Genomic DNA, 14,613 nt, shown 5'->3' on the forward strand with positions numbered 1-14,613 from the left:
CTGTGTGGAGTGAAAGTAGGAGTAGTATCGCGCTACTACTCGTACTACTACGAGCGGAAGCAAGGGCAGCGGAAACAACGACGTGGGGAACGACGTGCGGGACAAGGAACGGGTCTTCCAGGCGGCAGACGCGCTGGCGGCCGAGGGTGCGGCGCTGACCGTGACGAACGTGCGCGAGCGCGCCGGCTGCTCGAACGCCACGGCCACGAAGTATCTGCGGGAGTGGCGCGACGCGAGGGCAGCCGAGAACGACGCGCGCAGCGCGCTCCCCGAGCTGCCCACCGCGGTGAACGCGCTGGCGGAACGCGGTCTGGAGGCCCTGTGGGGTGCGGCGGTCGAGGCAGCACGGGCGGAGCACGAGGCGGGCGCCGCGGCGTCGGACGAGGCGCTGACCGCCGTCGTCGGCGAGGCGGACGCCCTGGCCGCACGCGTGGACGAGGCCGACGCCGAGCTCGCCCAGTTCCGTGCCCTGCTGGAGACTTCGCGCGAGCATGCACGGTCCGTCCAGGACGAGCGCGACGCGGCCGAGGAGGCCCGGGCCGACGCCGCGGCGTCGGCCGCCCGGCTGGAGGGCGAGCTCGCCGCCGCGCAGCGAGCGCTCGAGGCGGTGCGTGAGGAGCTCACCGAGGCCCGGGCGGGGGCTGCTGCCGCCGAGCGGGCGCGCTCCGAGGCGGAGTCGGCCCGCGCACAGGCGGACGGTGCCGCCGTGGGCCTGCGCGAGTCCCTGACGGACGTGCGCGGTGCGCTCGAGGCCGCGCGGGGCGACGTCGCGCAGGCCAACCGGGACCGCACCGCCGCCGATGCGGCACGAGCCGGCGCCGAGGCCTCCGTCGCACGGCTGGAGGGTGAGCTCTCCGCGTCGCGTGACGCGCTGGAGTCCGCGCGCAGGCAGGCGACGGAGGCCGAGCAGGCGCGCATCGCGGCGATCGCCGGCCAGGCGCAGGCCGAGGGCGCCGCCGCGGGGCTGCGGGAGGCGCTGGCCGCGGCGGTTCCCGCGACCGCCGAGCCGGACAAGGGGACGGCGGGCTCCTGAGGGGGCGCGCCGTTCTCGGGGCCGCCGTTCTCGGGACGGCGGAGCCGGGCCGATGCAGATGCACCGGCCCGGCGAGTGTCAGTGGCTGGTGCTGAGATGGCGGCATGAGCCTTCGAGGATTCGCCACCATCAACTACTGGGCCGACGACGTCGTCGCGGCCGCTGCCTGGTACGCCGAGGCGCTCGGCGTCGAGCCGTACTTCCAGCGCCCCGGGCCGGACGGCAAGCTGGCCTACGCCGAGTTCCGGATCGGTGACAACGAGGCCGAGCTCGGCCTCGTCAGCCGGGCGTTCGCGCCCCCGGGCCTGCCCGACCAGCCCGGGGGCGCGCTCATGTACTGGCACGTCGACGACCTGGAGGGCACCGTGGCCCGGCTGCTCGACCTCGGCGCCACCGAGTTCGAGCCCGTCACCGTGCGCGGGCACGACTTCGTGACCGCCTCGGTGGTGGACCCGTTCGGGAACCTGCTCGGGGTCATGTACAACCCGCACTACGTCGAGAAGTTCGGCGCGGCAGCCGGGACGTCGTGATCGCGAGCAGGCTGCCTGCTAGCGGACGTGTCGCCGGGTCAAGTGTTATCCACAGATTCAAAACCGGCCAAGCGCATCGAATGTATGTTCGATAGAATCGGAGGGTCGGCACAGCAACGGAACCGGGCGGGGGTGACGCGAGATGGACTGCATGCCAGTGCCTCCACCCGAGCCCCGTCAGGCGTGCGGACCACGCGCCCTCGAAGCCGTGCTGAGCGATCTGGACGTGCTCACCGACGAGCTGGTGGCGTCTGCCGGACCGGATGCGGTCGCCGGTGTCGGCGAGTCCTCCGGCACCGGCGGCGTGGCGGCACCCCGGCTCGTCGCGGCCGCGCCGAGGCTGCGAGCGCTCAGCGCCCGCCTGGATACGGTCCGGCTGACGTGGCTGCCCGTGATCGAGGCCGAACACCCCTGGCAGGCCACGGGTGCGCGGACGTTCTCGGCCTGGCTGGCGAGGACCGAGAACATCAGCACGACGACCGCCAAGCGTGAGGCCCGTACGGGCCGGGCGCTGCGTGATCACCTGCCCACGACCCGGGCGGTGGCGCTCTCGGGTGGTATCGGCGTCGACCACGTCCGCGCCCTCGTGGACGTCGCGCCCACCAGCGACGCACGCAAGGCGGCGCAGGCGGCGCCGATCGAGCCGGAGGAGCTGCCGGAGCCTTCTGCTGCAGCCCTGGATGCGCCGGACGGCGGCGGTGGCGCTGCGGACGATGACCTCGAAACAGCTGGCGACACTCGTCCTGCTCCCCCGGCGATCACCGGTGAGGAGTACCTGACCGGGCTGGCCGGTGCCTGCGACCCGGCGCGCTTTCGTCGGGTGCTGAAGCGGTTCGGCCAGGTCGCGGATCCCGACGCGGACGACCGCGGCTACCGGCAGGCGACCGAACGGGAGCACCTGGAGGTCTCGCCGACGTTCGGGGGCTGGCACGTCAACGGATTCCTCACCGACGAGCACGGACACCTGCTCTCGACGGCGCTCGGCTCGATGATGGGCGCTTCGGCCGTCGGCGACGACCGCACGCCGACCCAGCGCCGGGCGCAGGCACTCGCCGATCTCGCACGGGACGTCCTGGACAACGGCCGCGTGGGCTCGGGTGCCGCGGTGCGTCCGCACGTCCACGTCACTGTCTCCCTGACGGAGCTGGTCCGGAGCGGTCGGGCCAACGGAAACACCGGACTGAGTGGTGCGGGACTCAGCGGTGCCGGGTCGTCCGGCCCGGGATCAAGCGGTGTCGGATCGAGTCAGATTCCTGACGCGACAGGGATGGAGCAGGGCAGCGTCGGTGTCGGTGTCGGTGTCGGTGTCGAGCAGGATCTCGTGGGCGGTCGCACCGGAGGCCGTGGCGGGCTCCGTCCCGGCGACCTGACGGCGCTGACCGCTCAGCCCGCGACGTTCACGGGGGCCTCCACGACGGGGAGCGTCGTCCCGCGTGACCTCCTGCGGCGGCTCCTGTGCGACGCCGAGGTCACGCGCGTCGTGTTCGGGCCCGACGGGACCGCGATCGACGTGGGACGTGCCCAGCGCACGGTGACCGGGCAGATGCGGAAGGCTGTGATCGCTCGGGACCAGCATTGTGTCTACCCCGGCTGCGACCAGCCGCCCAGCCGGTGCGAGGTGCACCATGCGCTACGGCACTGGGCCGACGGCGGGGAGACGTCCGTCGCAAACTCGGCCCTGTTGTGCTGGCATCACCACACGCTCGTGGACACCACCGGGATCACGATGGCGTGGGATCCGAGCGCGACACCGGATCAGCCGGGGCGGTGGAGGTTCACCAACCGCCACGGTCGCCGAGTCGGGTTGCCGTGGACCCGTGACAGGGCTGCCTGACAACCGCTGCGTGCGGTCCCCCGCTAGGTTGCGTCAGTGACTTCTGCACCAGTGCCCTCGCCGTCCGTGCCCTCGCCTTCCGTGCCTCCGACCTCCGCGCCAGAGATCATCGGCGCCCTGCTCGACCTGACGGCCTGGACCGTCTTCGACGTCGACCCGGAAGGCCGGATCCTCGCAGGGAACGACGAGTCGGGCAGCATGCAGCTCGTCGAGATCGCGTCTGACGGCACCCGGACACAGCTCACCGCGCTGCCCTCGCGCTGCTCCGGCCGTTACGTGCCGGGCATGCGCCGGGTGGTGGTGCAGCACGACAACGGCGGCGACGAGCAGATGCAGCTCAGCCTGCTGGACATCGAGACGCTGGATGTCGACCTGCTGGCCGTCGACCTGCCGGACGTCGAACGCACCGCGTCGCGTGCCGGTCTACCTTCCGGCCCGCCCGCCCGTCTGCCCGCCACACTCGCCGACCTGACTCCCCTGGTCCACGACCCCGCGTACAAGCACGACCTCGCCGACGTCTCCGCCGAGTCCGTGGTGTTCCTGACCAACCGGCGCGACGGCGTAGACTTCGACGTCGTGGTGCACGACCTGGCGACCGGCACCGAGACCACGCTGTACGACGGCGGCGGGTACCTCGTCGACGCCGTCGCCTCCCACGACCGGCACTCCGTGGCGATCACGACGCTGAGCAGCCGCCCGCGCTCCACACAGGTTCTCGTCGCCGGAGGTGAGATCGCCGCGAGCTCGACCACCGCAGCCCACGGGACGACGAGCGAGACCCCGGAGCCGCATACCGGAACAGCCCGTCCCGTCGCCGTCACTGCGGCCGACGAGCACGCCCACCACACCCACGTCGCCTGGACGGCGGGCGACGAGGCACTGGTCATGGCCTCGGACCACGAGCGGGAGTTCGCCGCCGTCGTTCGTGTGCGTACCGGCAACGTCCACCCGGCTTCCGCCGACCCCAACCCTGACCCCGGCACCGGTGCCGGTGCCGGTGCCGGTGCTCTCGATGGTGCGCCTGCCGGAGCCGACGGGACCGTCTGGGAGACCCTGGTCGAGGCCGACGACCACGACCTCGAGGTGGTCCTGTCCCCCGACGGCTCCGCGATGGTCGTGGGCCACCACCAGGACGGCGTCACCACGCTGGCCGTCCACGAGCACGACGGCACCCACCGCTGCGACGTCGCGCTTCCGGACGACGGCGTGCCCACCGTCATCTGGGCCCCGGACTCCTCACGGTTCGCCGTGCACGTGACCGCCTCCGGCGACCCCGGCTCGATCCACCTCGTCGACGCCGCCACCGGCACCGTCAACACCCTGGTCGACGGCCGCGCCCAGATCCCCGACGGCCTGCCGATCTCGCTGCCCACGGTGCACCGCGTCCCCACCCCGGACCGCGAGCAGATCCCCTGCTTCGTGTACCGGCCGGCCGGCACTGAGCACGCCGGCACTGAGCACGCTGCCGACAAGCACGCTGCCGACAAGCACGCCGGCGACGAGCACTCCGGCGCTGAGCACTCCGGCGACGAGCACGACCACGTCCCGAGCTCCGCCCCCGAGTACGCCAATGGCGCGACCGTCGCGGGCGCCTCCGTGGTCCTCGTGCACGGCGGACCCGAGGGCGAGGCGACCCGGCTGTTCTCCCCCGTCATCCAGGCGCTCGCCGGCGCCGGGTTCACCGTCCTGGTCCCGAACGTCCGCGGCTCGGCCGGCTACGGCAAGCGCTGGGTCAGCCTGGACGACGTCGAAAAGCGCCTCGACTCCGTGGCCGACCTCGCGACCCTCCGCGCCTGGCTGCCCGAGCTCGGCCTCGACGCCGACCGCAGCGCCCTCTGGGGCGGCTCCTACGGCGGCTACATGGTGCTCGCCGGTACGACCATGCAGCCGGACCTGTGGGCCGCCGGAGTCGACATCGTCGGCATGTCTTCGCTCGTGACCTTCCTCGAGAACACCTCCGAGTACCGCCGCGCCGCCCGCGAACGCGAGTACGGCAGCCTCGCGCACGACCGCGACTTCCTCGTCACCGCGTCCCCCATCACCTACCTCGACCAGCTCCGCGCGCCGCTCTTCGTGATCCACGGCGCCAACGACCCGCGGGTCCCGCTGTCCGAGGCGGAGCAGATCGCCGCGGCGCTCGCGGACCGTGGCATCCGGCACGAGCTGCGGGTCTACCACGACGAGGGGCACGGCCTGGCCAAGCGGGCGAACCGCAAGGACGCCTACCCGGCGGCGATCGAGTTCCTCACGGAGATCCTGGCGCGCTGAGAAGCCTGACCCGCAGGCCCGCAGGCCCGCAGGCCCGCAGGCCCGCAGACGCGTAGACCCGCAGACGCGTAGACCCGCAGACGCGTAGACCCGCAGGCGCATAGGCCCGCGGGCCATGAGCCAGCACGGCGTCATGGCAACGGGGCGCCAGGGCAGCGGGGCAGCCGTGACGCCACGAGCCCCGCGGGTCCAGGACATCCCGGCTTCGGCGGATCCGGGCGCGGGCCCTGTGCCTCGCCCGGACCCGCAGCTAACCTCGGTGCGTGACCCGCGAGGAGCGCCGCCTGCGCCTGTCGATCGACGACCAGATCGAGAACCGGTACCTCGAGGTGCCCTTCGAGATACCGACGGGGCGCGGCACCGACGCCCTGGAGGTCACCCTCGCGTACGACCGGGACGCCGCCGTCATCGACCTGGGGTGCTACGACCCTGAGCGGTGGCGCGGCTGGTCCGGAGGCGCCCGGTCGCGGTTCGCGATCACCCCGAACGCGAGCCCCGGCGCCGCCGGGCGCGACCGGCGAGGCACCGCCACGCCCGGGTACGAGCCGGGCGAGATCGTCCCGGGCAGGTGGGCGGTGGTGCTCGGCCTGCACGGGCTGCCGGCCGAACCGATCGACGTGACCGTCACGATCGCCACCGGGGCCGACGCCGGCCCGGTCGAGGACGAGCCGCCGGCGCCGCCCCCGCCGTCGGGCACGGGGTCCGGTTCACCGACAACCGGGCCGAGTCGTCCGGGTGGCGGCGGCGCCCACGGCGGCACCCGCCTGGGGCGGGACCTGCCCGCGCCCGGCGGTCTGACCTGGTACGCGGGCGACCTGCACGCACACACGACGCACTCGGACGGGACGCTGAGCATCGCCCAGCTCGCGGCGGCCGCCGTCGGCCGGGGGCTGGACTTTCTCGCCGTGACCGACCACAACACGGTCTCGCACCACGCGCACCTGCCCGGGGTCGGCGCCGCGTACGACCTCTGCCTCCTGCCCGGACAGGAGGTCACCACGCACGCGGGCCACGCCAACGCGTTCGGCGAGATCGGCTGGGTGGACTTCCGCCGTCCGGCGGCACTGTGGTTGTCCGACGTCGAGGAGCGCGGCGGCCTGCTGTCCGTGAACCACCCGCTCCAGGACGACTGCGGCTGGCAGTACCCCGTGCGCACCGGATTCCTGGAGCTGTGGCACATCTCGTGGTTCCTCGACCTGACCGCGACGGGACCGTGGGCCTACCTGCGAGGCGTCGGCGGGCCGGCGGCTGATCGAGCGGAGGCCGGGTCGGCCGCCCGGTTGTCGGGAGGGTCGGCCGCCGGAGCCGCCGGTATTCCCGTGTTCCTGGGCGGCAGCGACTTCCACACGCCCGACCAGGGCTACCCGCCCGGCACGCCCACGACCTGGGTCGCCGCCGAGGACCGCACTCCGGAGGCGATCCTGGACGCCGTCCGGCGGGGACGGACCGCCCTCAGCAGGTTCCCCGGACCGGGCGAGCCCGTCCTGGTGCGCGTCGGCGACGACCTGGTCGCCGTCGACGCGGACGGCACCGTGCTGGTGGAGGGCGTGCCCGACGGCGGCACGGACCGTCGTCGCCGGGTCCGCGGGGACCGCGTGACGTTCTCCGCACCGCCCGAGCACGGCCCCTACCGCCTGGAGGCGGCCGACCGGACCCTGCTCGCGATCAGCGCGTGAGGAGGCTCGCGATCAGCGCGTGACGGGCGCGTCGCCCGACGCCGCGCCGGCCTCCTCCGGCGCCGCCGGCAGTCGGATGAACCGCGACACCGCCGTACCGACGACGAGCAGCGCGAACGGGTACACGGACAGGTACACGCGGAACGCCTGTCCCGGGTCGGGGCCGGGGTCCGCGCCCGACCGGTACCCGAACCACAGCGCGAGCGACGCCAGCGCCGCCGCCGTGATCAGGCCGTTGAGCCGGCCCAGCGCGCCGAACGCCGCCAGGAACAGACCGCTGCGGTGCGTGCCATGGCGGGCGGCGTCGGCGTCGAGCACGCGGGCGATCACCAGGTCGTTCGTCGCCAGCACGCCCGAGTACCCGACGGCGACCGCGAGCCCGGCAAGAATCCCGGTGAGCAGGTCGGTCGCGAAGTACAGCGGCACGAACCCGACGGCCGCGACCGGCAGTGCGAGCCGCCACGTCCAGGCCGCGCCCCTGCGGCGCACGACGGCGGCCCACACGCTCAGCATGCCGATCGAGACGGCGATCACCACGAGCTGCAGGATGCTGGCGTCCAGCGCCGAGCCGCCCAGCGTGTGCTCCACGTACAGCTGCAGCCCGCCCAGCACCAGCGCCATCGCCGCGCCGTAGCAGGCGTTGACCAGGCCGACCGTCCAGAAGTGCGCCGTCGACAGGATCTGCCCCACCGAACGGAAGAACTGCGGCTTGGGCTCGGCGTCGAGCGCCGGGTCCTCCCGCACGCCGAACGCGGTCCACAGGATCACCGCGGCCGCGACCACGCCGAAGATCACCGCGAGCCGCCCGTACCCGACGGCGGAGCCCTCGGTGCCCAGCACGTTCCGCGCCAGGACTGGCGTCAGCGCCAGGGCGATGACCAGCGCGACGAGCTGGGCGCCCTGCCGCACCGCGTTCGCCGTGGCGCGGCGCCGCTCGTCGGTGAACAGCTCCGGCAGCAGCGCCCCGTAGCTGGCGTTGATCAGGGAGTCGGCCATCTCGGTGGTGATCGCGAAGACGGCGAACCACACCGCCAGTCCCACCGCGGAGTCCGCCACGGCGCCCGGGACGGAGAACAGCGCGATCGTCGTCGCCGTCAGCACCAGCGCGCCCACCACGAGGTACGGCCGACGCCGCCCCCAGCGCGAGCGCGTCCGGTCCGACAGGTGACCGAACACAGGGTTGTCCAGCGCGTCCAGCACCCCGTACACCGCGTACACCGTCGCGTAGACGACGGCGTCCAGGCCGAGCAGCTCCACGTACACGTAGAGCATCGAGCCCTTGACCAGGTTGATCGGCAGCGAGGTGCCGAACATGCCGACGCCGTAGCGCAGCGGCGACGTCCGGCCCGCGCCGCTCCCGACGGCGCCGCCCGCAGCGCTTCCCGCGCCGCTGCCCGCACCACCGCCCGGCGTCGGACCCCGTCCGGCGGACCGCGACGGGGCTCCTGCCTGCGGCGCGTCCACGGCGTCCTCGGCCTCCACGCCGGTGAGCCTACTCACCACCCGCCGACCAGGTCGATGCCCTCCCGCTCGATCTCCCGGATGAAAACCGGGTCGCCCAGCAGCCGCAGCTCCCATGTCCGCTTGCGCCACCACGTCGCCGACTGCTCGCGCAGGCGCGCGGTGTCGGGCGCCGGGTGCAGGAAGATCTCGCTCGTCCCCTCGGGCAGCCGCCCCAGCAGGCGCAGGTAGTGGTCCCGCAGCGAACCGTAGTCCCGGGCCTCCGCGTCACCGCCGCGATGCGTGGCGATCACCTCGGGCAGGCGCACCCCCGCCGCGTCCGCGCCGGCGACGGCGGTCGCGTGCCGCGCCTGGACGTCGGCGGTGGCCAGCACCGGGTCGCCGTCGCCGTACAGGTCCAGGCTGCGGGGCAGGCGGAAGGCCAGCCCGCGCCGCGCGCAGAACCCGATCGACTCGCCGAGATAGGAGCGGCCCTGCAGGCCGTACAGGGTGCCCTGGTGCGAGTCGATCCGCCGGGGCCGCGGCGCACCGACGGCGGCGGTGGCCCGCGTGAGCGCGTCGACCTGGGCCGTGATGCGGTCGACGACGTCGTCGAAGCCGCCCGCCGGACCCGGCGTCGGGAGCACCACGTGCACCCCGGGCGCGACGTCGGGCGCGGACCGGGCGATGAGCTCGACGGCGCGGAGTGCCCCCGCACTCGGGTTCTGGCTCGGGACCTGACTCCGACTCTGGATCTCGCTCTGGATCTCGCTCTGCACAGGGCTTGCCGGTCTGCCCCCGTCGTTCCGTTGAACCTCGTCGTCCGGCTCCGTGGTGATCACCCCCACCGCCGTCAGCGGCGATCCGACCAGGAGGGCGGCGATCTCGCGGTCTGCGTCGGGGTCGGTCCCGGCGTCGTCTGCGGTGAGGACGAGGCTGCGCGTCATGCGCCCAGTCTGGCGCAGCGAACCGGGGATCAGGGCCCGTCCCAGGCCCCTGACCTGGAACGTTCTCGGCTCAGCTCAGACTGCTCTGCTGTGCTGTGCCTTCCGGGACGGTCGGCTCATGTCTCTCCGACGACGCTCGTGCCGAGCACGGCCCGCGCCTTGCCGAGCGCCACCTCGAGCTCCCAGGGCGTGGTCACGTGCGGGATGTCGGACGTCACGCAGGACGGCTTGCCCGTGTGCAGCGTCAGGCTGGCCCCGAGGCTGTCCGCCCGCCAGACGCCAGGCCCCACCACCTCGAACTCCCCCGCGTCGTTCAGGTGCAGAACCACCACGTACTCGCGACCACTGCGCAGGATGGACGGCAGCTCGGCCCCCGGGGGCGACGACGCCGAACCGACCTGCGTGACGGCGAGCGCGGTGTCCTGGCCGACCGCACCCAGCAGCACCTTCCGCAGCTCCAGCTCGGTGCGGGTGTACGGCACCCGGTCGACGACGTCGACCCCGGAGCGGCCCGCCTGCACCAGTGCGACGACGTCGGCGTCCGCGACGAGCTGCTCGACCGACCCGTACTCCTCCGGCACCGTGAAGTTGGCGACGCTCGCGCCCTGGCCGCAGCCGCTGAGCAGGCCGGCGACGACGCCGCTCACGACGACCCCGCTCATGACGAGGAAGCCGAACCTGGCCCGCGTGTCCGTACGCATCAGCCGCTCCCGCCCCCTTGTCCTGTCATCGGATGCCTGGTCCCGTCGGAGGGTCTGTCCCGTCGGATTGCCGGTCCCGTCGAATGCCCGGTCGGCACCCACTGATAGAGAGCGACAGGTCGCGGCGCGTGGTGCGCCTGCTTCATGTACTCACCTGCAGTGCAACGAATGCTCCCGGTGGCAAGAACCCGGGACAAGGCCCCACCAGGGCGAACCCAGGTGGATGGGGCCCATTTTTTTGCCGCCATCTGGAAACTCGGCGAAGAACCGCGGAAGCAGACGGAAGACGAACGAAAGACGGCCGGGGGGCGCCGCGAACCTGCGGCGCCACCCGGCCGTCTCAGCCGGTCCTGCTGTCAGGTGTCCTGACGGTCAGATGTTCAGCTCTTGGCTCTCGACTGTTGGTTGTTGAAGTTCGGGTGTTGGAACGTCCCGTGTCAGCCAGTCGTCAGGCGGCGTGGGTGTTGGCGATCGCCCGCACGAGGCCTGACGTCGAGATCGAGCCCTTGCGATACCGCTCGACGGCGGCGACGAGCGCCTCGCCCACGTCGCTCGGCACGCGCGACGACCGCGCCGACGGGTGCCAGATCTCCCGCTCGAAGACGGCGGTCCGCCGGGCCGGGCCGCGGAACAGTCGTCCGGCCAGTGCCGGAGGTCCCGCGACCGGAGGTCCCGCGACCGGAGGAGCGGGCACGTGCGCCGCGGATCCTGGCGGCGGGGGCACGGCAGGTGTGGGTTCTGGCGGCACGGGTACCGGCGGCATGGGTACCGGCGGAGTCGGTGCCGGCGGCAGCGGAGCTGGCTGGTTCGCGAGCTGCGACGCGCGGTAGCGGGCACCGGGGTTCCAGTGCAGGGTCGGTGTGCGCGGTGCCGCGGGCCGCACCCCGCTGGTCGCGCGGCGGGGCGCAGGCGGCTCCGACTCGCTGGTCTCGGTACCAGGGTCTGCGGGTTCAGCGGTACGGGCTGCCTGCTCGGTGTGCGCCTTCCGGAGCGCCGCGACGATCCGGGCGACCCGCCCGGTGTCGGCCTGCGGCACGGTCGCGTCAGCCGAACCAGCGGCGACGGTGCTCTCCGGGGACGACGGCACGTCCTCGTCTGCCGGCGACGCTCCCGCTTCGGGTGCAGCCGCTGCCCTCGCGCCCGTGTCCGTGTCGGTCGCGCCCGTGTCCGTCGGGTTCGTGTCGGTCGCGTTCATGTCCGTCGCGCCCGTCGCGTCCGCGTCCGGATCGGCCGCCGGGTGTGAGTCCGTGCTGTCCGGGTCGTTCGAGACCTGGTCCTGTGTGTCGTCCGCCATGACCGCGCTCCCTCACCATCGACCTGCCCACGACCCGTTGCGGTGGCTGTCCCATATGTTCCCTGCCACGCCCTGAGCGTGCAAGCCCCGGACCTGCCACGACAGACCTCGCGCGACTGGCCCGGCACGCCGGCCCGGTGCACCAGAGCCGGCGAGGCGGGCGATCGCCTCAGGCCGGCCCGCCCGGTGCAGGCCGACCCCGTCGTCAGTCCCCGCCCAGCATGTCCAGGAAGCTGGGCGTCGTGGAGAACGGGTCGTCCGGCTTGGCGTGCTCCCCGCGTGCGGAGACGATCGCGGCCAGCGACCGGCCCGCCCGCTCGATGCGCTCGGGCAGGGAGCTCGCACCGTCGTCGTGCCGGGCGCGGTCGCCCGCCTGCGCCCAGTCGTCCGTGGCCGCGAAGACCGACGTCGTGACGACGTCGGCCCGCAGGTAGGTGAACAGCGGGCGCATCGAGTACTCCAGCGCGAGCGAGTGCCGCGGCGTGCCGCCGGTCGCGCCGAGCAGCACGGGCATGCCCGTGAGCACCTCCTTGTCGAGGATGTCGACGAACGACTTGAACAGCCCCGAGTAGGTGGTGGTGAACAGCGGCGTGACGGCGATGACGCCGTCGGCCCGGGTGATCGTCTCGATGTCGTCGGCCAGGGCGCCCGTGGGGAACCCGGTGAGCATCGCGTCGATGATCGCGTGACCGTGGTCGCGCAGCTCGACGACCTCGACGGTCACCTCGTGGCCCAGGGCTTCCAGCTCGCGCACCGTGGCGTCCGCCAGGCGGTCCGCCAGCAGTCGCGTGGACGAGGGCTGCCCCAGCCCCGCGTGCACGACGGCGATCGTGCGGCGGGGCCGGTCCTCGACGGGAGGGACGAGGGAGGCGGTGCGGTCTGTCATCGCGCGGTCTGTCATCTCACGGTCTGTCATCTCAGAGTGCCTCCTCGGCCAGCGTGCCGGTGTACTCGTCGCCGCCGTCGCCCACGTGCGTGGCGCCGGCCTCGCCCTTGGCGCGGGCTGCGGCGACGCGCTCGGCGTGCGTCGGCGGGTTGGCCGGGACGTCCTGCGGCAGCTTGGCGTCGGCGATCTTGCGCAGCTCCGGCACGACGTCGGAGGCGAGGATGTCGATCTGCTCCAGGACCGTCTTGAGCGGCAGCCCGGCGTGGTCCATGAGGAACATCTGGCGCTGGTAGTAGCCGACCTCGTCGATGAACGAGCCGTACCGGTCGACGACCTCCTGCGGGGAGCCGACGGTCAGCGGGGTGTCCCGCGTGAAGTCCTCCATGGTGGGGCCGTGCCCGTAGACGGGCGCGTTGTCGAAGTACGGCCGGAACTCAGCGATCGCGTCCTGGCTGTTCTTGCGCATGAAGACCTGGCCGCCGAGGCCCACGATCGCCTGGTCCGCACGGCCGTGGCCGTAGTGCTCGAACCGCTGCCGGTAGAACTGCACCATCTGCTTGGTGTGGCTCATCGGCCAGAAGATGTTGTTGTGCAGGAACCCGTCACCGTAGTAGGCGGCCTGCTCGGCGATCTCGGGGCTGCGGATCGACCCGTGCCACACGAACGGCGGGACGCCGTCCAGCGGGCGCGGCGTGGCGGTGAAGCCCTGCAGCGGGGTGCGGAACTTGCCCTCCCAGTCCACGACGTCCTCGGTCCACAGGCGCCGCACGAGCGCGTAGTTCTCGATGGCCAGCGGGATGCCCTGGCGGATGTCCTGCCCGAACCAGGGGTAGACGGGGCCGGTGTTGCCGCGGCCCATCATGAGGTCCATGCGACCGTCGCTGATGACCTGGAGCATCGCGTACTCCTCGGCGATGCGGACCGGGTCGTTGGTCGTGATGAGCGTGGTGGCCGTGGACAGGGTGATGTCCTTGGTCACGCCCGCGAGGTAGCCGAGCATCGTCGTCGGGCTCGAGGCCACGAACGGCGGGTTGTGGTGCTCACCGGTGGCGAAGACGTCGAGGCCTGCCTCGTCCGCGTGCTTCGCGATGGTGAGCATGGCCCGGACGCGCTCGGTGTCGTCCGGGGTGTGCCCGGTGGTCGGGTCCGTCGTCACGTCGCTGACACTGAAGATCCCGAACTGCATGATGCTGTGCTCCTCGATCGTGGTGCTGAGCTGGTTGCCGCACGTGCTGTGTGCCACCCACGCTGTTCATGCATCTGCATGAACATGGGTCCTAACCGGCGGCTCGTGCCGATTGTTCCCGGCCGACATGCTCCCACCTGCCGCGACGTACGTGAGATCGCGCACATCCACACCCAGTTTGCCCGGAGTGCGCTTGCGAGCGCACGTCCGGTCGGTAGCCTGGATTGGCACGGCTGGTCGTCAGACCGCTGAAACATGGGCTGGAACATCACAGAGGGTCCCTGCGTTGGCTATACGGACCTTTTTCCGCCACCTATCCCGACAACCCTCTGGAGGACATCGTGCCTGACCGGTCCCTGCGCGGTATGAGCATCGGTAGTAAGAGCATGGAGTCCGACGAGGGCGTGGACTTCGCCCCTCGGTTCCAGGCCTACTACGACTGCCCCAACGGCCACACCATCATCCTGCCCTTCGCCACCGACGCGGACGTACCCCCGATCTGGGAGTGCCGCTGCGGCGAGGAGGCGCTCCTGCGCGACGCCGAGAAGCCCGAGCCGAAGGCGACCAAGCCGCAGCGCACCCACTGGGACATGCTGCTCGAGCGCCGCACGGTGAAGGAGCTCGAGGACCTGCTCGACGAGCGCCTCGAGCTGCTGCGCGCCGGCAAGCTCCGCCGCTCGGCCTGAGCCGGCGAGCAAGCAGACACGCAGGACAGCGACACAAGCAGGACAGCAGAGAGACCGCCGGTCCGAACCTCAGGGTTCGGACCGGCGGTCTTTTTTTCGTACGTGCGGGTCCGGACGTGTGGGGTCGCGGAC

At 72.5% G+C, this 14,613-nt stretch carries 12 protein-coding genes; 6 read left to right on the forward strand and 6 right to left on the reverse strand.

Annotation, left to right across the window (positions count from 1 at the left end; genetic code table 11):
- The first annotated feature begins 82 nt into the window (after nucleotides 1-82).
- The 5 genes from QRN56_RS15805 to QRN56_RS15825 all read left to right on the forward strand — a co-directional run bounded on the left by QRN56_RS15805 (nucleotide 83) and on the right by QRN56_RS15825 (nucleotide 7,341).
- Nucleotides 83-1,033: a DNA-binding protein gene (locus QRN56_RS15805; RefSeq protein WP_285104803.1), complete on the forward strand. Its 951-nt coding sequence runs from the start codon at nucleotides 83-85 to the stop codon at nucleotides 1,031-1,033.
- Nucleotides 1,034-1,137: 104 nt separating this feature from the next.
- The gene (locus QRN56_RS15810) at nucleotides 1,138-1,563 is read left to right on the forward strand and encodes a VOC family protein (RefSeq protein ID WP_285104805.1); all 426 of its coding nucleotides are present in this window, start codon (nucleotides 1,138-1,140) and stop codon (nucleotides 1,561-1,563) included.
- A 208-nt stretch (nucleotides 1,564-1,771) separates the two neighbouring features.
- On the forward strand, nucleotides 1,772-3,397 hold the full coding sequence (locus QRN56_RS15815) for an HNH endonuclease signature motif containing protein (protein WP_285104806.1): 1,626 nt from the start codon (nucleotides 1,772-1,774) through the stop codon (nucleotides 3,395-3,397).
- An 81-nt stretch (nucleotides 3,398-3,478) separates the two neighbouring features.
- On the forward strand, nucleotides 3,479-5,665 hold the full coding sequence (locus tag QRN56_RS15820; RefSeq protein WP_285104808.1) for a S9 family peptidase: 2,187 nt from the start codon (nucleotides 3,479-3,481) through the stop codon (nucleotides 5,663-5,665).
- A gap of 263 nt (nucleotides 5,666-5,928) precedes the next feature.
- Nucleotides 5,929-7,341, forward strand: a complete 1,413-nt coding sequence (locus QRN56_RS15825; protein ID WP_285104810.1) for a CehA/McbA family metallohydrolase — start codon at nucleotides 5,929-5,931, stop codon at nucleotides 7,339-7,341.
- A gap of 12 nt (nucleotides 7,342-7,353) precedes the next feature.
- Here QRN56_RS15825 and QRN56_RS15830 read toward each other — a convergent pair whose 3' ends face one another.
- From QRN56_RS15830 to QRN56_RS15855, 6 genes are all read right to left on the reverse strand, one after another.
- Nucleotides 7,354-8,823, reverse strand: coding sequence for an MFS transporter (locus tag QRN56_RS15830; protein ID WP_285104811.1), 1,470 nt, complete (start codon nucleotides 8,821-8,823; stop codon nucleotides 7,354-7,356).
- A 14-nt stretch (nucleotides 8,824-8,837) separates the two neighbouring features.
- Entirely contained in the window at nucleotides 8,838-9,728 is an 891-nt protein-coding gene (locus QRN56_RS15835) for a ChbG/HpnK family deacetylase (RefSeq protein ID WP_285104813.1), read from the reverse strand.
- Nucleotides 9,729-9,844: 116 nt separating this feature from the next.
- Nucleotides 9,845-10,429, reverse strand: a complete 585-nt coding sequence (locus QRN56_RS15840) for a hypothetical protein (protein WP_285104814.1) — start codon at nucleotides 10,427-10,429, stop codon at nucleotides 9,845-9,847.
- 448 nt (nucleotides 10,430-10,877) lie between these two features.
- Nucleotides 10,878-11,723, reverse strand: a complete 846-nt coding sequence (locus tag QRN56_RS15845) for a hypothetical protein (protein ID WP_285104815.1) — start codon at nucleotides 11,721-11,723, stop codon at nucleotides 10,878-10,880.
- 205 nt (nucleotides 11,724-11,928) lie between these two features.
- Nucleotides 11,929-12,609: an FMN reductase gene (locus tag QRN56_RS15850; RefSeq protein ID WP_285104816.1), complete on the reverse strand. Its 681-nt coding sequence runs from the start codon at nucleotides 12,607-12,609 to the stop codon at nucleotides 11,929-11,931.
- A gap of 31 nt (nucleotides 12,610-12,640) precedes the next feature.
- Nucleotides 12,641-13,795 (reverse strand): LLM class flavin-dependent oxidoreductase, encoded by a 1,155-nt coding sequence (locus QRN56_RS15855; protein ID WP_285104870.1) that lies wholly within the window; start codon nucleotides 13,793-13,795, stop codon nucleotides 12,641-12,643.
- 341 nt (nucleotides 13,796-14,136) lie between these two features.
- Here QRN56_RS15855 and QRN56_RS15860 point away from each other — a divergent pair, with 341 nt between their 5' ends.
- Nucleotides 14,137-14,481: an RNA polymerase-binding protein RbpA gene (locus tag QRN56_RS15860; protein ID WP_026365682.1), complete on the forward strand. Its 345-nt coding sequence runs from the start codon at nucleotides 14,137-14,139 to the stop codon at nucleotides 14,479-14,481.
- The last annotated feature ends 132 nt before the right edge of the window (nucleotides 14,482-14,613 follow it).

This window comes from Promicromonospora sp. MEB111 (genome assembly GCF_030209445.1).
Taxonomy (GTDB): Bacteria; Actinomycetota; Actinomycetes; order Actinomycetales; family Cellulomonadaceae; genus Promicromonospora.